This window comes from Nocardia cyriacigeorgica, assembly GCF_029868385.1.
Taxonomy (GTDB): Bacteria; Actinomycetota; Actinomycetes; order Mycobacteriales; family Mycobacteriaceae; genus Nocardia; species Nocardia cyriacigeorgica_F.
Genome location: NZ_JARWNX010000054.1, coordinates 26231 through 47501, shown reverse-complemented (window position 1 = coordinate 47501; position 21271 = coordinate 26231). Strand labels below are relative to the sequence as shown.

Genomic DNA, 21271 nt, shown 5'->3' with positions numbered 1-21271 from the left:
ACTGACATCCGCGGCGCCGTCAGAGTGACCGCGGGATGGCATCGAGGCGACGCTCGGCGAACCGATTCGCGGCCGCGCCGGTGCCGATGCCCTCGGCCAGCGCGGTGGCGATGATGTCGCGGCACCGATCGAAGATGTCGGCCACCTCGAATTCGATCTCGGCGGGTGCGGCGGCTCTGAGTTCGCCTGCCACCTGGATGAGTCCGCCGGCGTTGGCGACGAAGTCGGGCACCCAGGTGATGCCACGGTCGTTCAATGTCTGTTCCACGCCTGGGTCGGCGAGCTGGTTGTTGGCCGCGCCGCAGACGAGCTTGGCTTCGATGGCCTCGGCACTGTCGGTGGTGAGGGTGGCGCCGAGCGCGCACGGCGCGTAGACATCGACCGGGGCGGTCGCCACCGCGCCGAGCAGGCGCACGGACGGATGTTGCTGCGCCACGCGCCGCATCGCGGCCTCGTTCACATCGGCCACGCACACCTCGGCGCCGTCGGCGAGCAGTAGTGCGATGAGTTCACGTCCGACCTTGCCGACACCTTCGACGCCGACGGTGCGACCGGCGAGTGTCGGTGCGCCCCACACGGATTCGGCGCCCGCGCGCATGGAGTGGAACACTCCGAGCGCGGTGAGTCGGGCGCTGTCGCCGGAGCCGCCCGCCGCGGTGCTACGTCCGGTGACGTGGCGGGTGTGCCTGCCGATGACGTCGAGATCGTCGGTGTTGGTGCCGACATCGCCCGCGGTGATGTAGCGGCCGCCGAGCGTCTCGACGAAGCGCGCGTACGCCGCGAGCAGCGCCTCGCTCTTATCGATCGCCGGATCACCGATGATGACGGCCTTGCCACCACCCAGATCGACCCCGGCGGCGGCCGCCTTGTAGGTCATTCCCCAGGACAGTCGCAGCACATCCTGTAGCGCCGCTGACTCGTCGGCGTACGGATAGAAGCGGGTGCCGCCGAGCGCGGGGCCCAGTGCCGTCGAATGGATCGCGATGATCGCCCGCAGGCCGGTGGTGTCGTCCTCGCAGAACACGACCTGTTCGTGGCCGCGGGAACTGAGCCCGTGTGAGCGGCCGAAGACTCCTGCCTCGGGGTGCAGAACTGTCACTGTCGATTCCTTTCGGTGGTGCCGGGGAGCGGTGTCTGGTGGACTACCGCTCCCGCGGCTCGGTGACGCCGCGGGTCTGCGGCGGTTTCAGTGCGTCCGAGCCGGATCAGTGTTCGATACCGAGTTCGCGCAGGCCGGCCCAGTACAGCTCGACATTGCCGAGCTTGACGTCCTCGTAGCCGCGCACCACATCCGGCAGCTCGGCGGCTTTCATCGCGATGTCGTAGGTGTCGCCGGTCAGGCCGTCGGCGAGCCGGCACACCATCTCGGTGTAGTGGGCGAGCAGTGCGCGCTCCACCTTCCGGACGTGGGCGTAGCCGAACGGGTCGAGCCGGGTGCCGCGCAGCACCTTGCCCTTCGCGAGCAGTTTCAGCGCCAGATGTGATTTCGGCCCGAGGCCGATCTTCTTGCGCCGACCCATTGCGCGCAGCATCGGCGGATGCAGTTTGTAGGTGAGCTTCTCGCCGCCGGGCACCTGCGCCCGCACCTCGTCGAGGAATGCCGGATCGACCAGCAGCCGCGCCACCTCGTACTCGTCCTTGTAGGCGGTGAACTTGTACAGCCCGCGCGCCACCGCCTCGCTGAAGTCGGTGCGCTCGGTGACGGCACGCTCGGCCGACCAGACGTGCTCGACAGTCTCGACGTAGCGCCGCGCCACCTCGACGTTCTGGTAGCCGATCAGCTCCGCCGCCCGCCGCTCGACAAGTCGCCGTACCTCACCCTCGAAACCGGTGTGCGCCAGCAGTTCCGCGGGCGCCACCGGCGGAGTACGCCGCGGCCGCCCCTCATCGACGGCCGCGGCGAACGTCACCGGGTCCGCGACGGCGACGCGTCCCCAACGGAAGGCCGCGATATTGCTGTCCACCGCGACACCGTTGATCCCGATGGCCTCCTCGACCGCCGCGGCGGGCAGGCGAAGCCCCCCGGACTGGACGGCCGCGCCGACGATCAGGAAGTTGGCCGCCGCCGTATTCCCGAACAGCGTCTGCGCCGCGGCCAGCGCGTCGAAGTGGCTGACCGAGTTCGATACCGCGGCAAGGCGATCCAGCAGCCCATCCGTATCGGGATAGGTCACCGACTTGTCGTAGACCATATCGCCGGTGGGGGTCGGGCTCGTCGAGGCCACCGCCACGGTCTTCGCCGCATCGCCGTACTGGAGATACCGGGTATCGGTGGCGGTGAGCAGATCGATGGCCATGATGCAGTCGGCGCTGCCGGGGGTGAGCCGGTTGGACGGTTCGAGCCCATTCGCGCAGAACCGCAGATGCGACACCACCGGGCCCGCCTTCTGGCTCATCCCGATCTGGTCGAGGCTTTCCACGTCGTAACCGGCGCGCAGAGCGGCGGTGGCGAGCACCTGGTTCACCGTGACGATGCCGGTACCGCCGATCCCGGCGATGAGTACATTCTGGGTGCCCTCCGGAACGCCGAGACCCGGTTCGGCCACCGCGGGCGGCTCGACAGTCCGGCGAGCGGTCCCTGGTTTCCTGGTCTTGTTCTGCGGGGTGAGTTCGACGGTCACGAATGACGGGCAGTCGCCGTCGAGGCAGCTGTAATCGGTATTGCAGGAGGTCTGATCGATGCGGGTCTTGCGACCGAACTCGGTGTCGACCGGCTGCACGGACAGGCAGTTGGATTTGGTGCCGCAGTCACCGCATCCTTCGCAGACCGCCTCGTTGATCACGACACGGGTGTTGCGCACCGGCAGCGTGCCGCGTTTGCGTTGTCTGCGGGCGTCGGCCGCGCAGTGCTGGTCATAGATCAGCACCGTGACGCCCTCGATCTCGCGCAACAGCTTCTGTGCTTCGTCGAGCCGGTCGCGATGCCACAGCAGGGTGCCCTTGGCCAGGGCCTTCTTCTTGTGCCGTTTCGGTTCGTCGGCGCAGATGATGATCTGGCGCACGCCCTCGATGGTGAGCTTATGGGTCAGCTGCGCGACGGTGAGGCCGCCCTCCACGTCCTGGGCGCCGGTCATCGCGACGACCTCGTTGTAGAGCAGCTTGTAGGTGATGTTCACTCCCGCCGCGACGCAGGCCTGCACCGCGAGCTGGCCGGAGTGGAAGAAGGTGCCGTCACCGATGTTCTGGAACAGATGCGGCACATCGGTGAACGGCGCCTGGCCGATCCACTGACTGCCCTCACCGCCCATCTGGGTGAGGCCGGTGACGGCGCTGTCGTTGCGCCCGGAGAGGGTGACCAGGGTGTGGCAGCCGATACCGCCGCCACCGATCGATCCCTCGGGCAGCGCGGTGGAGCGGTTGTGCGGGCATCCGCTACAGAAGTACGGGGTCCGCTTGGCGGAGAGCACTTCCAGCGTCAGCGGTGGTGGCGCCGCTCGTTTCAGTTCGACCCGATCCCGCAGTAGCCGGCGCAGCGGGCCGAGTAGCCGGCCCGCGGTCAGTTCGCCGTCGACCGGCATGAGCCGGGCGCCGCGCTCATCATGTTTGCCGAGGATCCGCGGGGCGTCGGCGGTGCCGTAGAGGATCTCGCGGATCTGGGTTTCGATGAACGCCGTCTTGTCCTCGACCACGATCAGCTGTTCGAGACCGCGCGCGAATTCCGTCACCGCGGATGCTCCGACGGGATAGGGCATCCCGATCCGCAGCAGCCTGATGCCGGCGCGATGCATGGCGGCCTCGTCGACCCCGAGGTCGAGCAGGGCCTGGCGGACCGCGTCGAAGGTCGTGCCGGTGGCGGCAAGGCCGATCCTGGCCTCGGCCGGATCGACCTCGATGACGTCGAGATCGTTGGCCGCGCCGTATGCACGGACCATCTCCCAGCGCGGACCGTACAGATCCGCCTCGGCGAGCACGCTGTCGGAGGGCGCGGCCATCGGCCGCTGCCGGTAGACGAAAGGCTTTCCTTCCCACTGCACGTCGGGGATGGTGAGCGGTCGGTCGGCGACCGAGGCGTCGACGGTCCACGCACCATCGGCGACATCGGCCACGATCTTCATCGCCACCACGCAGCCGGAGGCCCGCGACAGCGCCACACCCTGCATACCCATGGTGATGATCTCTTCGGCGTTGCGCGGGAACAACACCGGGACGCCCATCGCGGCCAGTGACCGCTCGCTCACCGCTGGCACGGTCGAGGACTTCGAGGCCGGATCGTCGCCGACCAGCAGCAGGACCCCGCCGCGCGGGTTGACGCCGTACATGTTGGCGTGCCGGATGGCGTCGGTCGCGCGATCCACCCCTGGACCCTTGCCGTACCAGACCCCGACGACGCCGTCATGGGTCGCGCGGCCCGCGGGCAGTTCGGCCTGGCTGCCCCAGACCGAGGTGGCGGCGAGTTCCTCGTTGAGGCCGGGTACGAAGGTGATGTCGTGTTCGGCGAGCACCTCCGGCATACCGAACAGCATCTTGTCCACCCCGCCCAGCGGGCTGCCCTGATAACCGGAGACGAATGTCGCGACGCGGCGGCCCGCACGGATATCGCGCACATGCTGTTCGACCAGCAGCCGCGCGATGGCCTGTACGCCGGTGAGCAGGACCGGTCCGGCGCCGGAGCGGTAGCGGTCGGCGAGGTCGTACGGCGAGGTCGGCTCGGCCTGCGGCAGACAGGTCGGACAGGCAACGGTCGTCATGACACCTCACCACTCTTTCGGCAACCCAGATTGTGAGCCGCACACGAAGGGAACTGCGTTCGGTGCAGCGAAATCTGCCGTGGAAGGGTGATCTGTGTCAACAGTCGGGAGAAAGGTTGATCAATCTGATCAAAAGTGATCTAGCGCACTATTCACGATGTGTCATTCTGCTCGAGCGTAGAGAGATCTGAGTCACATCATCGGGTGTCGGGGCTTTTCGTCAGGTGTTCGACGAGCGGCAGGCATCGGTATTCGATCGGTGTGGCCAGCGCCAGCATCGTCTCGGTGTGTTTGACGCCGGGGATGGCGTGGACCCGCTGGATGATCTCGAGCAGGTCCTGCTGTGAGCGTGCGGCGATGCGGACGAGCAGGTCGCCGCGTCCGGTGGTGGCGTGTACTTCGAGGACGTGCGGGAAGTCGCGCAGCGCTTCGACGATGTCGTTCATCTTGTTCTGGTCGAGTTCGATACCGAGGAAGGCGTGCACGGCGTATCCGATGGCCTGTACGTCGACGTCGGGTGGGTATCCGCGGACCGCGCCGGATGTTTCGAGCCGTTTCATCCTGGCCTGGACGGTGTTGCGGGCGATGCCGAGGCGTTGGGCGAGTTCGAGGATCGGCGCGCGCGGGTCGGCGGCCAGCTCGGCGAGCAGCGCGGAGTCGAGTGCGTCGATCTTGATGCTCATGCCGCATTCTCGCATGGTGTGGGCGGTGGGTTCGGGTCGAAAAAAGAGATCGGGCCCGGAAGAATTCTTCCGGGCCCGATCTCTTCGGGGTGAGTGACGGGACTCGAACCCGCGACAGCCAGGATCACAACCTGGTGCTCTACCAACTGAACTACACTCACCATCGCCGGTGTGACACCGGCGCGGTCGATAGTAGCGCGTCAACCCCTCTCGGAGCTAATCGGTTATCGGCGAGTCGCTGACCTGGGGCTTTTCCGTCTGGCCGGATACTTCGGCCGCGACGGTGGCGATCTCCGCGGTGGACGGGCCCGGTGCGGCCACGAAGGCGGTGCGCCGGTAGTACTCCAGTTCGCGGATGGATTCTTTGATATCGGCGAGGGCGCGATGGGTGAGGCCCTTTTCCGGCTGGCCGAAATAGATCCGCGGGTACCAGCGGCGGCACAGTTCCTTGATCGAGCTGACATCGATCATCCGGTAGTGCAGATGGCTGTCGAGGGCGGGCATATCGCGGGCGAGGAAGCCGCGGTCGGTGGCGATCGAATTGCCCGCGAGCGGCACTGTGCCCGGGGTGGGTGCGAACTGACGGATGTAGTCGAGCACCTGTTGCTCGGCTTCTTCCAGGGTCACCGTGGAGCGGCGCACCTCGTCGGTGAGGCCCGAGCGGGCGTGCATGTCGGCGACCACGGGCGGCATCGCGGCGAGGGCCTCGTCATCGGCGTGGATGACGATATCGACACCGTCGCCGAGGATGTTGAGGTCGCTGTCGGTCACGAGTGCGGCCACCTCGATCAGCTTGTCGCTGTCCAGGCGCAGCCCGGTCATCTCGCAATCCATCCACACCACTAATTTGTCGGACACTCGCCATACAGTAGTCAGCGCGGAACCGGGCGTGTCCGATTACCTCACTTCGCCGGTCACGGCCTGTTGCGGCGATACCCTGTTCCCGAGGTATTCGGCGCGGTAGTGCTCCACCTCCACCGTGTCGTGGGCAGTTCGGCGCGGCGCCGCCGGTGGTTCGCCACCACGCGCGGGTCGTGTCCGGCTCTGCCCGAACAGCGTTTGCCGCGGCGGGAACACCGCACGCAAGGACAGGCCCACTCGGCGGATCGATCGCGTGGTGTTCGGCGCGATCACCTCGGTGTGGTCGATGCGCTCGACACAGGAGGACCTGCGATGACCACCCCTCAGGAGAAGGCAGCGGCCGCGCGCAAGGCCGCCGAGGAAGCCGCACGGGTCGCGGCGGAGGCTGCCGCGGCGGCGGAGGCCGCTGAAGCCGAAGCCGCGTCGGCCGGGACGGACACCGCGGCAACGGGGTCGGGTGGTGCGGCGGAGTCCGGTGGTGCATCCGCCGATGCGGGTGATGTGTCGGCGAGCGCAAATGCCGACGATGGAGCGGCCGAGCCGGCCGACGATGCGGGAGATGCCGGCTCGTCGAAGGCACGCACGATCGCGGCGGGATATGCGGCCGAGGGAGCGGCGTTGGAACTCGGCACCGTCCTCGTCGACGGGGCGGTCGATCCCACCGCGCGGGTGCGGATTCCCCTGCGCACGATGAATCGGCACGGTTTGGTCGCGGGAGCCACCGGAACCGGTAAGACGAAAACCTTGCAGGGCATCGCCGAACAGCTCTCGCGCGCCGGGGTTCCGGTGGTGCTGGCCGATGTGAAGGGCGATCTGTCCGGGCTGTCGCAGCCGGGGGAACAGAACGAGAAGCTGGCCCAGCGAGCCGCGGAGACCGGTGCCACCGACTGGGCGCCCGCCGGATTCCCCACCGAGTTCGTCTCGCTCGGCACCGGCGGAATCGGCGTACCGATCCGGGCCACCATCACCTCATTCGGTCCGATCCTGCTCGGTAAGGTGCTCGGGCTCAACGAAACCCAGGAATCCACGCTCGGCCTGATCTTCCACTGGGCCGACAAACAGGGCCTCGGCCTGCTCGATCTGAAGGATCTGCGCGCGGTGATCCAGCACCTCACCAGCGCCGAGGGCAAGGCGGATCTGCACGGGATCGGTGGTGTGTCCTCGGCGACGGCCGGGGTGATCCTGCGGGCGCTGGTGAATCTGGAAGCCGACGGCGGCGACACCTTCTTCGGCGAACCGGAACTCGACCCGTCCGATCTGCTGCGCACCGAAGGCGGGCAGGGAGTGATCACCCTGTTCGAACTCGGCGCGCAGGCGGCGCGGCCCGCGATGTTCTCCACGTTCTTGATGTGGGTGCTCGCCGATCTGTTCCACACACTGCCCGAGGTCGGTGATGTGGACAAACCAGAGCTGGTGTTCATCTTCGACGAGGCGCATCTGTTGTTCGCCGACGCGTCGAAGGCCTTCCTGGATCAGGTGGAACAGACCGTGAAACTGATCCGATCCAAGGGTGTCGGTGTGTTCTTCTGTACCCAGTTGCCCACCGATATCCCGAATCCGGTGCTGTCCCAGCTGGGTGCGCGGGTCCAGCACGCGTTGCGCGCATTCACTCCCGACGATCAGAAGGCGCTGTCGAAGACGGTGCGCACCTATCCGAAGACCGATACCTACGATCTCGAGCAGGCGCTCACCTCGCTCGGCACCGGCGAGGCGATCGTGACCGTGCTGTCGGAGCGGGGTGCGCCGACCCCGGTGGCGTGGACCAGGATCGTGCCGCCGCGCTCGCTCATGGACACCATCGGCGCCGACACGATCAAGTCGCGGGCGTTGGCCAGTGCGTTGCAGGGCAAGTACGGGCAGACCGTGGACCGGGAATCGGCCTACGAGATGCTCGCGGCCGATGTCGCCTCCGCCGAACCCGCGGTCGAACCCGAACCCGCCGCCGGCCGTTCACCCGGTGCGGACGAGGATTCGGCCGCGGAGCGCATCATGAAGAATCCCGCGGTCAAGAGCTTCCTGCGCTCCGCGGCGACGGTCGCGGGCCGTGAGATCTCCCGCAGTCTGTTCGGTACCCGTAAGCGCCGCTGAGCCGACGCCCGTTCGCGGTGTGGGTATCGACCTCGTGTCTGTGGTGCCGGTGGGCCGGTAGCGGCGAGCATTCACCGCTACCGCTATCGGAGAACCACGAGGCGCTAGGCGCCGATATCGCGGGCCATGAGGTCGGCGGTGGTTTCCCGGCGCACCAGTTCGTGCACGCGACCATCGCGGACGGCGACGATCGGCGGGCGGCCGACACTGTTGTAGGAGGAGGCGAGGCTGTGGTGGTAGGCGCCGGTGCACGGAACGGCCAGCACCTCACCCGGACGCAGATCGGCCGGTAGCCGGATATCGGTGGCGACGATATCGCCCGCCTCGCAGTAGCGGCCCGCGACGGTGGCCGTCATCTGCGGTCCGCGTGGATGCCGACCGGCCACCACCACTTCGTACCCGGCGCCGTAGAGCGCGACGCGCGGGTTGTCGTTCATACCGCCGTCGACGGTGACGAAGGTGCGCCCGCCGTCGATGTGTTTCACCGACAGCACTCGATAGAGCGTCACCCCGGCGCGCGCGACGATCGCGCGGCCCGGCTCCATGGCGATGGCCGGTCGGGGGAACCGATGCCGGGCGCAGGCCGCGTCGAGGGCGTCATCGATGATGTCGGCCAACTCGGCCAGATTCAGCTCCGCGTCGCCACTGCGGTAGGCCACCGCGTGACCGCCACCGAGATCCAGTTCGGTGAGGATGTGGTCGTATTCGTGCCGGACCCACGACATTTCGCCGATCAACCGCCGGACGGCCTCCCCGTAGTAGTCCGGGTTGTAGATCTGCGAGCCGAGGTGACAGTGCAGGCCGACCAGCTGGAGGTTCGGCTGCGCCATGATGCGCTGCACCGCTTCGGCGGCCGTCGCGCCACCGAGCGGGAAGCCGAACTTCTGGTCGACCACACCCGTGCGCACCGCGGGGTCCCCGTGCACGTCGATACCGGGCGACAGGCGCAGCAGCACCCGCTGCGGCCGAGTGGCCAGCGCCGAGAGCAGGGTGATCTCGGTGAGCGAATCCACCACGATCCGGCCGACACCGGCGTCGATCGCGGTGGCGAGTTCCTCGCTCGATTTCCCGTTGCCGTGCAGCACGATCCGCTGCGGGTCGACCCCGGCGGCGAGTGCGATGGCCAGTTCACCGCCCGAGCACACATCCACCGACAGACCCTCTTCGCGCACCCACCGCGCCACGGCCCGGATCATCAACGCCTTCCCGGCATAGATGATCTCCGCTTCCGGGAAATGCTTGCGATAGGCGCGGCACCGCTGCCTGACCTCCTGTTCGTCCAGCACATACGTGGCGGTGCCGAACTGATCGGCGATATCGGCCAGCGCCACCCCACCGAGGGTGATCCGCCCCTCGTCGTCGTAATGCGTGTCCTGCGGCCACACCGCCGAATCCAGCCGCGGCCGCACCACCGTCCGCAACGACGGAAATATCTCGAGCAACGTCACCAGCTTCTCCTGCGACGCCCCCGCTTTCTCGGTATGCGGGGCCACCTCGAGTACTACGCCGCGCCAGAGCGCCCGGGCACCGCGCTGACGAGTCCTTGACACCCTCGCCCATCAATCCTGACCAGCTGTTGACGCCAGTCGCGATGCCGGAGCCGATGGCCGTCGCCGGTCGGCAGGCGGCGTGGGCCCGGTGTGATCAGGGCGGACCGCATTCGGCAGCGGTCGAACGATCGGACCTCGCCACGTCCGTGGACAGGTATTTGCGCACCGATTGCCGATACGGGCAGACTCGGTGGCCGGACATCGATCCGGCTCAGGTCCGGCTGGGAGGACAGGTGTGACGATGTATCGGACGCTCACGTTCGCCGCTGTCGTGCTGCTCTCGGTCGTGAGCTGCGGTGATGAGGTCGCCGACCGGGCAGAGACGTCGTCGCCGCCCGCGCCGGTGATCCCCGCTCCGCCACCCGAGTTCTGGTCGGCGCCCGCCGACACCGCCCAGCAGCACGCCGCTGTCGCGCAGGCGACGCGGCAGATCGATGTGTGCTCGCTGCTGCCGCGGGATGTGCTCGACGATCTCGGGGATATCAGGGATGTGGCGGTTGGGCTCGACTCCTGCCGCGCGACGCTCGGCCGGGATACCGCGGGTGAGGACAGCGTTCTCACCTGGCATGCGACCCTGCTTCCGGAGTTGGCTCCCGGGCGCGGCATCAGCAAACAGCTCGGTGATGTGAGTGTGCGGTTGGTTCCCGATCGCGACGACGGGCCACCGCGCTCCTGCGGCGCGACGGCGCGGTTCGTCTCGGGTGCGGCGTTCTATCTGGGTCTCACGACACCGGGGCAGGACCCGTGCGCCGTCGCCGACGGGGTGCTGCCGGGGATGATCGACCGGTGGCGGCAGTCGCCGCCCCAGGGCACCTCGCCCGATACGGTGCCGACGGTGCTGCTCGGCGCCGACCCGTGCGCGGTCCGCGCGAAACTGGCCGACACCGGCGACACCGATCAACGTCGCCTCACCCAATGCCTGTTCCGATACCGTGACGACACCGTCACCGTCACCTACGAATACCGCGTCCCCACCCATGTGGCGGCCGGCGGCACCGAGGAACGCTTCGGCGACCACATCGTGCACCGATCGGTATCGCTCTACGACAACACCATCCCGATCTTCACCGCGGTGGTCGGCCCCGAATTGCCTCCCGACAGCACCATGTTCGGCCCCCGCGTCCCGATCGTCGAGGTCTCCGCCGCCTCCGATGCCGTCGCCAGAGACGTGATGACCCAGCTCTTGACTCTGTTCCCGCCGCGGTGACGCGCCTTCGGCCGCGCCCGCCTGCGGTTTGTCGGGAGGTACACGCGACGGCGATGCGGTGCCGCGCTGCGTTATGTCCGTTTCCCCGAGGTGGAATGGATCAATCGGCTCCGCCTACGATCGTGACGTCGGGTCAGCTGCCCAGCTTCTTGTAGAACGCCCCGGCGACCGGCGCCGTGACCGCGCGCGGTCCGTATTGACCGGCGACGCTCATGCCCTTGGAGATCAACCCGGGGACGATGCGCATCTTGTTGCGGGCCAGGGCGTCGATGGAGGCCTTGGCGGTGGATTCGGAGGAGACCCACATGAAGTCGGGGACCATGCGGTCGACGATGGATGCTTCTGCGGGGTCGGGGGTTTCGGTGCGGACGGGGCCGGGCGCCAGCAGGGTGACATTGACGCCGGTGCCCTTGAGTTCGCCGCGCAGCGATTCGGAGAAGGTGTTGGCGAAGGCCTTGCTCGCGGCGTAGGTGGCGTTGTTCGGGATCGGCATATTGCCCGCCGCCGAACCGCTGATCAGGATGCCGCCCGCACCGCGTTCGATCATGCCGGGCAGCACCGCGAGGGTGAGGTCGTGCACGGCGACGGCGTTGAGTTCGAGCTGATCGCGCTCGTAGGCGGGGTCGAGGTCGGCGACCGCGCCGAAGGTCGCGATACCCGCGTTATTGCACAGGATGGCGATATTGCGCGCCGACAGCTCCTCCACCAGCGGTGCTCGCTGCTCCCGGTTCGCCAGGTCGACGGCGCGTACCTCGGCGGTGATGCCATGGGCCAGGGTCAGCCGCTGGGCCAGCTCCTCGAGGATATCGCCCCGGCGGGCCACCAGGATCAGCGAATATCCGCGCATGGCCAGCTCGGCGGCCAGCGCGGTTCCGATCCCGGACGAGGCTCCGGTGACGACGGCACGATTGTCGGCGGTGGGGGCAGGCAGGCTCACGCCATGAGCGTAAGCGACATCGATCGGCCACCGCGCGCCGCCCGCGTTCCGCAAACGGCGTCCGCCGGTCCTGCCGGGTTTCGCCCATCACCCGAGGCAGGTCGAGGGCGTAGGGCGACCACGCGGCAATCGTGTGCTGCTCTCTATCGGCTCATCATCGAACCGTCGATGAGCGCCGCGCCGCGTTCACAACCGCGCGGCCAGACGCGTGCCCTGGTCGATGGCGCGTTTGGCATCCAGTTCGGCCGCGAGTTCGGCGCCGCCGATCAGGTGCGGATGCACACCGGCCGCGCGCAGGTCGTCTTCCAGATCACGCACCGATTCCTGACCGGCGCAGATGACCACGTTGTCGACCGGGATCAGCTGTCGGCGTTCCCGCTTCTCCCCGAAGCTGATGTGCAGTCCGGCGTCGTCGATGCGTTCATAGTTGACACCGCCGATCTGCTCGACTCCCTTGGCCTTCACCGCCGCTCGATGCACCCAGCCGGAGGTCTTGCCCAGGCTCTTGCCGAATGACCCGGACTTGCGTTGCAGCAGCACCACATCGCGGGCGGCGGGGGAGGGGAGCGGCGTGGCGAGCTGGCCGCGCACCTGCTCATCGGCCGAATCGACGCCCCATTCCTGCTTCCACTCGTCGAGCTTCAGCGTGGGATGGCCCTCGACGGTGAGGTATTCGCTGACGTCGTAGCCGATACCGCCCGCACCGATCACCGCGACGCGTTTGCCGACCGGCTTCTCCTCGCGCACCAGTTCGGCGTAGGTCAGCACCATCGGATGGTCGATGCCGGGGATGTTCGGGATGCGCGGGCGCACACCGGTGGCCAACACCACCTCGTCGTAGCGGCGATCGACGAGTTCGGTCGCGGTGACGCGAGTGCCGAGATGAACGGTGACGCCGGTGAGTTCGAGTTTGCGGGTGAAGTACCGGATGGACTCGTCGAACTCCTCCTTACCGGGGATGCGCCGCGCGATATCGAACTGGCCGCCGATCTTGTCCTCGGCTTCGAACAGGTCCACCCGATGCCCGCGTTCGGCGAGATTCACCGCCGCCGACAGTCCGGCGGGCCCCGCGCCGACCACCGCGATGCGCTTGGCGCGCCGAGTGGGCAGCAGTTTCAGCTCGGTCTCGTGCCCGGCGCGCGGGTTGAGCAGGCAGGAGACGGTCTTGTGCTGGAAGGCGTGGTCGAGGCAGGCCTGATTGCAGGCGATGCAGGTATTGATCTCGTCGGCCCGGTTCTGCGCCGCCTTGTTGACCCATTCCGGGTCGGAGAGGAACGGGCGCGCCAGTGAGACCAGCTGGGCGTCGCCGCGGGTGAGGATCTCCTCGGCGATCTCGGGCATATTGATCCGATTCGACGCGCACACCGGGATGTTCACCCGCGAGGTGATCTTCGCGGTGAATTCCACGAAGGCGGCGCGCGGCACCGATGTCACGATCGTCGGCACCCGAGCCTCGTGCCAGCCGATATCGGTATTGAGAATGCTGGCCCCAGCGGCTTCGAGTTCCTGTGCCAGCGCGACGATCTCGTCGAAGGTCTGGCCCTTCTCCACCAGCTCGGCCATGGACAACCGGAACACGATGATGAAATCCGGCCCCACGGCGGCGCGGGTGCGGCGCACGATCTCGACCGCGAGTCGACGCCGGTTCTGCGCCGAACCGCCCCATTTGTCGGTGCGCTTGTTGGTGCGCGGTGCGAGGAACTGGTTGATGAAATAGCCTTCACCGCCCATGATCTCGACACCGTCATAACCAGCGAACTCGGCCAGCCCGGCGCAGCGCACATAATCGTCGATGGTCTGCTCGACACCCTTGGCGGAGAGTTTGCGCGGCCGGAACGGATTGATCGGCGCCTTGATCGAGGACGCCGACACACTGCCCGGCATATACGAATACCGGCCCGCGTGCAGGATTTGCAGGGCGATCTTGCCGCCTTCGGCGTGCACCGCGCGAGTGATGACCCGATGCCGGTAGGCCTCGGTCCTGTTGGTGAGTTTGGCGCCGAACGGCAGCAGCCAGCCCGTCCGGTTGGGTGCGTAACCGCCGGTGATGATGAGCCCGACGCCGCCGCGCGCGCGTTCGGCGAAATAGGCGGCCAGGCGGTTGGTGTCCCAGGCTCGATCCTCCAGGCCGGTGTGCATCGACCCCATGATCACGCGATTGCGCAGTGTGGTGTGGCCGAGGTCGAGGGGCTCGAACAGATGGGGGTAGCTGGTCGATCGCACGATCGGGCTCGCTTTCTGACGTCAGTCCGCGCCCGGGGCTGTCGGGGGCGGTGGCGGGGTATTCGATCGCAGGGCGTGCAGGACCTCGTCGCACCATTCGATGGATCCGGCCTCCAGGCGGATACCTGCGCGGAGCACCAGATACTGGTGCAGCCCGGTGCCGGTGAGCTGATCCGGCGCCGGGAAGTCTCGTTTCTCGATGAGCCGGTACAGCTCGAGTCGATGGGTGTGCTCCTCGCGGTGACGGGTGACCTCGGCGCGCAGCGTGTCGAGATCGCCGTAGGACGCCGCGCGCACCTTGACGAAGAGTTCATTGCGTTGTCGTTCGATCTCGGTGGGCTCGGCGATCCAGCGCGCCAGTTCTGCGCGACCGGCCTCGCTCACCGAATAGACCTTCTTGTCCGGCCTGCCCGCCTGGGCGACCGATTCGCTGTGCAGCCAACCGGATTCCTCCATCCGGCGCAGCACCCGATAGATCTGCTGATGGGTGGCGCTCCAGAAATAGCCGATCGATTTGTCGAACCGACGGGCCAGTTCGTACCCGGAACCGGCACGTTCGGTCAGCGATACCAACAGGGCGTGCTCGAGTGCCATACGATACAGATTATTCGATACCCGAAGTACTATGCAACTGGGTGCATATGGCCGTGTGGTCCGGGTCGCTCATGGTAGGGCCGAGAAGGAACGAGCGCGTCGCGATCGCCGCGGCAAGGCGCGAACCGAAGACCGGCTCCGCGCCGCGCCGTCGATTAGGGTGCGCATATGAGCGAGGTCGACGCGCGCGGTGAGGCCGGTACCGGGCGCGGGCAGGTGGTGGCGTGGGGGCTGTGGGACTGGGGTTCGGCCGCGTTCAACGCCGTCATCTTGACCTTCGTGTTCTCGGTGTATCTGACCGACAGCGTCGGCGACGATCTGCCCGGCGGCATCTCGGCGAGCGCGTGGCTGGGCTGGGCGCTCGGCATCGCGGGCCTGGTGGTCGCCTTGACCGCGCCGATCAGCGGGCAGCGCTTCGACGCCACCGCCAACCGCAAACGCTCGCTCGGCGTGCTCACCGCGTTGACCGTGGCCGCGATGGTCGCGATGTTCTTCGTCCACGACGACTACCACGATCTATGGCTAGGGCTGGTGTTGCTCGGCTTCGGTTCGGCCTGTTTCGAACTGGCCAATGTGCCCTATAACGCCATGCTGCGGCAGGTCTCGACACCGGCCACCGTCGGCCGCGTCTCCGGATTCGGCTGGGCGATGGGCTATTTCGGTGGCATCTTCCTGCTGCTCATCTGCTACCTCGGCTTCATCGCCGGTGAGGGTGATCAGCGCGGGCTGTTCGGCATCCCCACCGACGACGGACTCAATATCCGGTTGGTGGCCGTATTGGCCGCGGTGTGGTTCGCGGCGTTCGCGCTGCCGGTGTTGTTCGCGGTGCCCGAGGTGGTGCGCACCGGCGCCGATCCTGGTGCGGCGTCGGCCGGGTTGTTCGGCTCGTATCGGGTGCTGTGGCGGGATCTGCGCGAACTGTGGGCCGCGGATCGGCGCACCGTCGGCTTCCTGCTGGCCAGCGCGATCTTCCGGGACGGCCTCGCCGGGGTGTTCACCTTCGGCGCGGTCCTGGCGGTCGGGGTGTACGGCTTCGCCGATGACGATGTGCTGCTGTTCGGCATCGCCGCGAATGTGGTCGCGGCCCTCGGTGCGATCGTCGCTGGCCGCTTCGACGACCGGGTCGGGCCGAAGCGGGTGATCGTGGTGTCGCTGGTGGCGATGCTGATCTGCGGGAGCGCGTTGCTCGCGGTCTCCGGTCCGCTCATGTTCTGGATCTTCGGCCTGCTGCTGACGGTATTCGTCGGCCCGGCGCAGGCGTCGGCGCGCTCGTTCCTGGCCCGGCTCGCTCCCGCCGGGCGTGAGGGTCAGCTGTTCGGCCTCTACACCACCACGGGCCGGGCGGTCTCGTTCCTCGCGCCGATGCTGTTCGGCTTCTTCGCCTGGGCGTTCGCGACCGACCGGGCCGGCATCCTCGGGCTGCTGGTAGTGCTGGCCATCGGCCTCGCCGCCCTACTCGCGGTGCCGTCGCCGGACCCGGTGCGGGAACCCTCCGGCCCCATGGGGCATCCGAACGAGTGACGGTTCGGCGGACGCCGCCCGCACGTCGACAGGTCGAGTCGGGTTGCGCCGGAGTCGGATCCACGCGGGATTGCCTACGGCTTCCAGGCACCCATGCCCAGCGCGATGAGCCGCACCTGGTAGACCGTGCGATCGACGGTCGGCTGCTGATCGCGCGGTGCCGCCGCCACATAGTCGGCGATACCGTCGGCGACGGTGGACACGATCAGGTCCGCGGCCAGCTCCAGGTCCTCGGGTGACCAGGAGTCCAGCGCGCTGATCCGGGAGAAGTCGACCACCAGTTCGCGCACGATCAGCTGCATCTCCAGGGCGATCGCCTGGCGCAGCGCGGCCGAACCACCGCGTCGCTCCCTGGTCAGGAAACCGAACAGCGCACGCTTGTCCGCGACCTGGTCGAAGACGAAGCGGACGGTCTCGGCCAGATGCGCGTCCGGGCGGCGACGCAGTTGCCGCAGTGCCAGGCGCAGGGCTTTGACGCCCTCGTCGACGAGGGTGGCGCCCAGATCGTCCAGCGAGGCGAAATGCCGGTAGAAGGCCGTCGGCACGATACCGGCCGAGCGGGCGATCTCGCGCAGGCTGAGCGCGGCGAACCCGCGTTCGGCGGCGAGGGCGAGGGTGCCCTCCAGCAATGCCCGCCGGGTGCGCTCCTTGCGCTCGACTCGGGTTTCCGCCTGCTCGCTCATCACGGTGAGCATACATCCGTTCACCATGTGCTCATTTCGTAGATGTAGTTCGCGTCACATGAACTCCTGGTTGACATCCATCCCCGGTCATCGGTCACACTGTTGAGTGTACAGACGTACACTGAAATTTGTCTCGGGCTCGTCCGCCGAGGGTGACCAACGACAGGCACGGAGAAACCGCATGGTGGATCTCATCAATCTGGTGCAGACCCTGACCACACCGCATCCGCTCGATCGCTATCTGGAGTTGGTGCGCCCGATGCTCACCGCCCGCGAGATGCGCGCGGAGATCGTGCGGGTGGACCGGTCGGTGCCGGGCACGGTGTCGCTGTCGCTGCGCCCCACGCGACAGTGGTCCGGCTTCCGGGCCGGTCAGTTCGTGCAGATCGGCGTCGTCATCGACGGCGTGCGCCACACCCGCTGCTATTCACCGGTGAATTCGCAGCACGAACGGGACCGCCGCATCGACCTGACCATCCGGGTGCATCCGGAAGGCCTGGTGTCGCGGTACCTGCACCGGGCGGCGGAGCCCGGCCTTGTGGTCGATCTGGAACCGGCCTCGGGCGTCTTCCATCTGCCCGAGGCGCGGCCGGACCGAGTGCTGCTGATCAGCGGCGGCAGCGGTATCACCCCGGTGCTGTCGATGCTGCGCACCCTCACCGACGAGGGGCACAGCGGTCCGGTGGTGTTCCTGCACTACGCGCGCACACCGGAGTACGTGCCGCATCGCGCCGAACTCGCCGCGATCGCCGCCGCGCATCCCAACGTCGCACTGGAGATGCGCTACCCGGAGGTGGACGGCAGCACGTTCGATTACGACGAACTCGAGCGGGTCGCACCGTGGTTCGCCGACGCGCACACCTACCTGTGCGGACCCGGCCCGCTGATGGATTCGGTGCGCACCGTCTTCGAGGCCGAGCAGCTCGGCGATCGCCTGCATACCGAGGAGTTCACGCTGTCGGTGGCGCCGGTCGACGCCGCCGATGTGCACGGCACGGTGACCTTCTCCGCCAGTGCGGTCAGCGCCGAGAACACCGGAGGCAGTCTGCTCGAACAGGCCGAGGCCGCCGGGCTGAGCCCGGAATTCGGCTGCCGGATGGGAATCTGCTTCTCCTGCACCGCCATCCGGCGCACCGGCTGCACCCGCAATCTGCGCACCGGTGAAACCGACGCCGATCCCGATCAGCCCATCCAACTCTGTGTCAGCGCCGCCGTCGGCGACGTCGACATCGACATCTGACAACTGAAGGGGAGCAACCGATGACCATTCTGACCGAGACGAAGGACGGCCCACTCGTCCTCACGCCGGACCAGGTCGAGGAGATCGGCCGCGCGCTCGATGAGCTGCGCGACCGCATCGTCGCCGACCTCGGTGAACGCGACCGCGAATACATCTACTCGATCATCAAGGCGCAGCGCGGTTTCGAGATCGCCGGGCGTGGCCTGATGTATCTGGGCTTCCTGCCCCCGTTCTGGCTGGCCGGTGTCGCCGCGCTCGGTGTGTCCAAGATCCTGGACAATATGGAGATCGGCCACAACGTCATGCACGGCCAGTACGACTGGATGCGCGAACAGGGCCTCAATTCCCGTGTGTTCGAATGGGATACGGTCTGCCCGGCGGATCAGTGGAAGCATTCGCACAACTACATGCACCACACCTACACCAACATCCACGGCCGCGACCGCGATATCGGGTACGGCATCCTGCGCATCGATGAGGGTCAGAAGTGGAATCCGTACTACCTGGGCAACCCGGTGTACGCGTTCCTGCTGATGGTGTTCTTCGAATGGGGCGTGATGCTGCACGACCTGGAGGCGGAGAACATCATCCAGGGCAAGCGCAAATGGTCGGACCTCAAGCCCCTGATCAAGGGTCAGCTGCGCAAGTCGGGGCGCCAGGTGCTCAAGGACTACATCGTGTTCCCGGCGCTGACCGGGCCGCTGTTCGTCAGCACATTCGCGGGCAACTTCGCCGCGAACCTGGTCCGCAACCTGTGGGCGTACTCGATCATCTTCTGCGGACACTTCCCCTCGGGCGTACAGACGTTCACCGAGGAGGAGACCGAGTTCGAGACCCGCGGTGAATGGTACGTGCGGCAGATGCTCGGCTCGGCCAACATCTCCGGCGGCAAACTGTTCCACATCATGTCGGGCAACCTGTCGCATCAGATCGAGCACCATCTGTTCCCGGACCTGCCCGCCAATCGCTACCCGGAGATGGCGCCCGAGGTCGAGGAACTGTGCAAGAAATACGGTCTTCCGTACAACACCGGCCCGTTCAGTAAGCAGATCGGTTCGGTGTGGGCGAAGATTTTCCAGCTGGCTCTGCCGCCGCGTCTGCTCGAATCCCGTTTCGCCGCCCTGCTGCCCGCTGCCCTGCGGAAGAAGCCTGCTCCCGGTGTTATCGTGATGCGACAGCGGAAGGCTACCGAAGTGGGCGTGTAAATGATCGGGAAATTCGAAGCCAACAAAGATCTGATCCAGGAATTGACGTCCTCCGGTGCCAGGCATGTCGGCAATATCGCCACCATCATCACCGGCACCGTCTCCGAGGTCACCCGTGAGATCGGTGAGTGGATCACCGACGCGATCGAAATGAACGAAGCGGCCGCCGCGGCCAAACGCGACGCCGCCGACGCGGTCGAGGTTGCGGCCGACGATCCGGAGTTCGCCGCCGAGCCCCGGATCACCGACCACGACGATCCGCGTTTCGGTCCCGATGCCACCCCGGCCAGCTATGTCGAGGCCGAGGTGGTCGATCCGGAGACCGACCGCCCGCGCTAGCGGGGATCGACCACCATCGCGGCGAACCCCCGCGGATGGATGCGCCGGGCCGAGGGGCTCCGACTGGGACGGATACCCTCGGCACCGGCGCGATCCCGTTGCCGGGCGGTCGTCGTCGCGGGCGTGAGCGCCACCGCTGCGGCTGCCGGCGCACCGTCGGCAACCGTCCGCGCGTAGTGCCCGCATACCGGCAGTCGATGGGCTAGCCTCGGAGTTTGTGCCCGCCTATGTGTCCTCACCCGAGTTGACATTCGGGTTCATGTTCGCGCTGGAAGACCCCGAGCGAATCGCCGAGGTCGTACGCGATCTGATGCTGCGCCAGACCGTATCGGTGTTCCGGTTGGCCCGGCTGTCCGACGATGCGGGCCCGCCGCAACGCTATGTCGTGAACTGGTCGTCGATTCCGCAGATCACCATCACCACCAGCGCCCCCGAACCCGATGTGCTGCGCGAAGATCGCATCATGCTGGTCAATGCGTTTCTCGCCGAGGACGGCGAGATCAGCCTGTACTCCGCGCACGGCGAAGCCCCGCACTGACACCGGATTTCCGGCCGCGACGGGCGGCTGTCCGCTGGTGACCGAATATTTGTTGGCGTGTTGGTATCGCAACGTTGCCGAAGGCGAACGTGTTGTGCGACACAATCACCAGATACGGCCATGGTGCCGTCCCGCTCCCCGAGCATTGGTGAAGGAGTGTCGATCATGCAACCCGGCAATCCCGAGAATTCCGGCGTCCCCGTCGTATCCGGCTATCCCGTCCACGTCCGCGGCGATCTCGACCCCGGTCTGTCGCGGTGGATGTGGTTGGTGAAGTGGATTCTCGCCATTCCGCACTACATCGTGTTGTTCTTCTTGCATATCGCGTACGCGGTGGTCACGATCATCGCTTTCTTCGCGATTCTGTTCACCGGCCGGTATCCGCGCGGTCTGTTCGATTTCAATGTCGGAGTGATGCGCTGGTCGTGGCGGGTCACCTTCTATGCGTGGGGTGTGCTCGGCACCGACAGATATCCGCCGTTCTCGCTCGATTCGCGGCCGGACTATCCGGCCGATGTGGTTGTCGACTACCCGGACAGCCTGCATCGCGGCCTGGTGCTGGTGAAGTGGTGGTTGCTGGCGATCCCGCACTATCTGCTGGTCGGCGCCATGGTGAGCGGTACCTGGGCGGCGTCCGGCTGGGACGAGGACTGGTCGGGCGCCTACGCACCGCCGGTACTCGGACTGCTGGTGTTCATCGCGGTCATCGCCCTGCTGTTCACCGCGCGCTATCCCGGTGGCCTGTTCGACTTCGTCCTCGGGATCAATCGGTGGGCATTGCGTGTACAGGCGTACGCCTCGCTCATGCGGGACGAATATCCGCCGTTCCGGTTGGATCAGGGCGCTCGTGAGGGCGATATGCCGGACGGGCCCGTCGGTCTGAACAAATAGCCCCCATGACAGCGGGTGGTGGG

General features: G+C 67.1%; 17 protein-coding genes and 1 tRNA gene. 8 read left to right on the top strand and 10 right to left on the bottom strand.

Going from position 1 to position 21271, the window contains the following annotated elements:
- Positions 1 to 19 precede the first annotated feature (19 nt).
- The 5 genes from QH168_RS16985 to orn all read right to left on the bottom strand — a co-directional run bounded on the left by QH168_RS16985 (position 20) and on the right by orn (position 6229).
- Complete coding sequence (locus QH168_RS16985; protein WP_280235632.1) at positions 20 to 1099, bottom strand: Glu/Leu/Phe/Val dehydrogenase dimerization domain-containing protein; 1080 nt, start codon at positions 1097 to 1099, stop codon at positions 20 to 22.
- Positions 1100 to 1205: 106 nt separating this feature from the next.
- Complete coding sequence (locus QH168_RS16980; RefSeq protein ID WP_280235631.1) at positions 1206 to 4688, bottom strand: indolepyruvate ferredoxin oxidoreductase family protein; 3483 nt, start codon at positions 4686 to 4688, stop codon at positions 1206 to 1208.
- 197 nt (positions 4689 to 4885) lie between these two features.
- Entirely contained in the window at positions 4886 to 5371 is a 486-nt protein-coding gene (locus QH168_RS16975; RefSeq protein WP_280235630.1) for an Lrp/AsnC family transcriptional regulator, read from the bottom strand.
- Between the two features lie 88 nt (positions 5372 to 5459).
- Positions 5460 to 5532, bottom strand: a tRNA-His gene (locus QH168_RS16970).
- Positions 5533 to 5587: 55 nt separating this feature from the next.
- Entirely contained in the window at positions 5588 to 6229 is a 642-nt protein-coding gene (gene orn / locus QH168_RS16965) for an oligoribonuclease (protein WP_280235629.1), read from the bottom strand.
- 315 nt (positions 6230 to 6544) lie between these two features.
- Here orn and QH168_RS16960 point away from each other — a divergent pair, with 315 nt between their 5' ends.
- The gene (locus tag QH168_RS16960; RefSeq protein ID WP_280235628.1) at positions 6545 to 8320 is read left to right on the top strand and encodes a helicase HerA-like domain-containing protein; all 1776 of its coding nucleotides are present in this window, start codon (positions 6545 to 6547) and stop codon (positions 8318 to 8320) included.
- Between the two features lie 104 nt (positions 8321 to 8424).
- On the opposite strand, the gene lysA is transcribed toward QH168_RS16960, so the two are convergent.
- The gene (gene lysA, locus QH168_RS16955; protein WP_280235776.1) at positions 8425 to 9768 is read right to left on the bottom strand and encodes a diaminopimelate decarboxylase; all 1344 of its coding nucleotides are present in this window, start codon (positions 9766 to 9768) and stop codon (positions 8425 to 8427) included.
- Positions 9769 to 10111: 343 nt separating this feature from the next.
- Here lysA and QH168_RS16950 point away from each other — a divergent pair, with 343 nt between their 5' ends.
- Complete coding sequence (locus QH168_RS16950) at positions 10112 to 11077, top strand: peptidase (RefSeq protein WP_280235775.1); 966 nt, start codon at positions 10112 to 10114, stop codon at positions 11075 to 11077.
- A 133-nt stretch (positions 11078 to 11210) separates the two neighbouring features.
- Here QH168_RS16950 and cmrA read toward each other — a convergent pair whose 3' ends face one another.
- From cmrA to QH168_RS16935, 3 genes are all read right to left on the bottom strand, one after another.
- Positions 11211 to 12014 carry a mycolate reductase gene (gene cmrA / locus QH168_RS16945; RefSeq protein ID WP_280235627.1) on the bottom strand — a complete coding sequence of 268 codons (804 nt, stop codon included), beginning with the start codon at positions 12012 to 12014 and terminating at the stop codon, positions 11211 to 11213.
- Positions 12015 to 12200: 186 nt separating this feature from the next.
- Positions 12201 to 14237: an NADPH-dependent 2,4-dienoyl-CoA reductase gene (locus tag QH168_RS16940; RefSeq protein ID WP_280235626.1), complete on the bottom strand. Its 2037-nt coding sequence runs from the start codon at positions 14235 to 14237 to the stop codon at positions 12201 to 12203.
- A gap of 21 nt (positions 14238 to 14258) precedes the next feature.
- On the bottom strand, positions 14259 to 14831 hold the full coding sequence (locus tag QH168_RS16935; protein WP_280235625.1) for a PadR family transcriptional regulator: 573 nt from the start codon (positions 14829 to 14831) through the stop codon (positions 14259 to 14261).
- Between the two features lie 168 nt (positions 14832 to 14999).
- On the opposite strand from QH168_RS16935, the gene QH168_RS16930 reads away from it, so the two are divergent.
- A complete protein-coding gene (locus QH168_RS16930) occupies positions 15000 to 16352 on the top strand; it encodes an MFS transporter (RefSeq protein WP_280235624.1) in 1353 nt (450 codons plus the stop codon).
- 74 nt (positions 16353 to 16426) lie between these two features.
- On the opposite strand, the gene QH168_RS16925 is transcribed toward QH168_RS16930, so the two are convergent.
- Positions 16427 to 17035, bottom strand: a complete 609-nt coding sequence (locus QH168_RS16925; protein WP_280235623.1) for a TetR family transcriptional regulator — start codon at positions 17033 to 17035, stop codon at positions 16427 to 16429.
- Positions 17036 to 17216: 181 nt separating this feature from the next.
- Between QH168_RS16925 and QH168_RS16920 the strand changes: the two genes are divergently transcribed.
- From QH168_RS16920 to QH168_RS16900, 5 genes are all read left to right on the top strand, one after another.
- Positions 17217 to 18275: a ferredoxin reductase gene (locus QH168_RS16920; protein WP_280235622.1), complete on the top strand. Its 1059-nt coding sequence runs from the start codon at positions 17217 to 17219 to the stop codon at positions 18273 to 18275.
- Between the two features lie 20 nt (positions 18276 to 18295).
- Entirely contained in the window at positions 18296 to 19480 is a 1185-nt protein-coding gene (locus QH168_RS16915; RefSeq protein WP_280235621.1) for a fatty acid desaturase family protein, read from the top strand.
- A complete protein-coding gene (locus QH168_RS16910; protein WP_280235620.1) occupies positions 19481 to 19819 on the top strand; it encodes a hypothetical protein in 339 nt (112 codons plus the stop codon).
- A 217-nt stretch (positions 19820 to 20036) separates the two neighbouring features.
- Positions 20037 to 20357 (top strand): hypothetical protein, encoded by a 321-nt coding sequence (locus tag QH168_RS16905; protein WP_280235619.1) that lies wholly within the window; start codon positions 20037 to 20039, stop codon positions 20355 to 20357.
- A gap of 165 nt (positions 20358 to 20522) precedes the next feature.
- On the top strand, positions 20523 to 21248 hold the full coding sequence (locus QH168_RS16900; RefSeq protein ID WP_280235618.1) for a DUF4389 domain-containing protein: 726 nt from the start codon (positions 20523 to 20525) through the stop codon (positions 21246 to 21248).
- Positions 21249 to 21271 lie beyond the last annotated feature (23 nt).

Coding starts and splice junctions, on each gene's coding strand:
- QH168_RS16980 (WP_280235631.1), bottom strand. CDS start 4,688: ATGACGACCGTTGCCTGTCCGACCTGTCTGCCGCAGGCCGAGCCGACC.
- QH168_RS16975 (WP_280235630.1), bottom strand. CDS start 5,371: ATGAGCATCAAGATCGACGCACTCGACTCCGCGCTGCTCGCCGAGCTG.
- QH168_RS16960 (WP_280235628.1), top strand. CDS start 6,545: ATGACCACCCCTCAGGAGAAGGCAGCGGCCGCGCGCAAGGCCGCCGAG.
- QH168_RS16950 (WP_280235775.1), top strand. CDS start 10,112: ATGTATCGGACGCTCACGTTCGCCGCTGTCGTGCTGCTCTCGGTCGTG.
- QH168_RS16935 (WP_280235625.1), bottom strand. CDS start 14,831: ATGGCACTCGAGCACGCCCTGTTGGTATCGCTGACCGAACGTGCCGGT.
- QH168_RS16930 (WP_280235624.1), top strand. CDS start 15,000: ATGAGCGAGGTCGACGCGCGCGGTGAGGCCGGTACCGGGCGCGGGCAG.
- QH168_RS16925 (WP_280235623.1), bottom strand. CDS start 17,035: ATGAGCGAGCAGGCGGAAACCCGAGTCGAGCGCAAGGAGCGCACCCGG.
- QH168_RS16920 (WP_280235622.1), top strand. CDS start 17,217: ATGGTGGATCTCATCAATCTGGTGCAGACCCTGACCACACCGCATCCG.
- QH168_RS16915 (WP_280235621.1), top strand. CDS start 18,296: ATGACCATTCTGACCGAGACGAAGGACGGCCCACTCGTCCTCACGCCG.
- QH168_RS16910 (WP_280235620.1), top strand. CDS start 19,481: ATGATCGGGAAATTCGAAGCCAACAAAGATCTGATCCAGGAATTGACG.
- QH168_RS16900 (WP_280235618.1), top strand. CDS start 20,523: ATGCAACCCGGCAATCCCGAGAATTCCGGCGTCCCCGTCGTATCCGGC.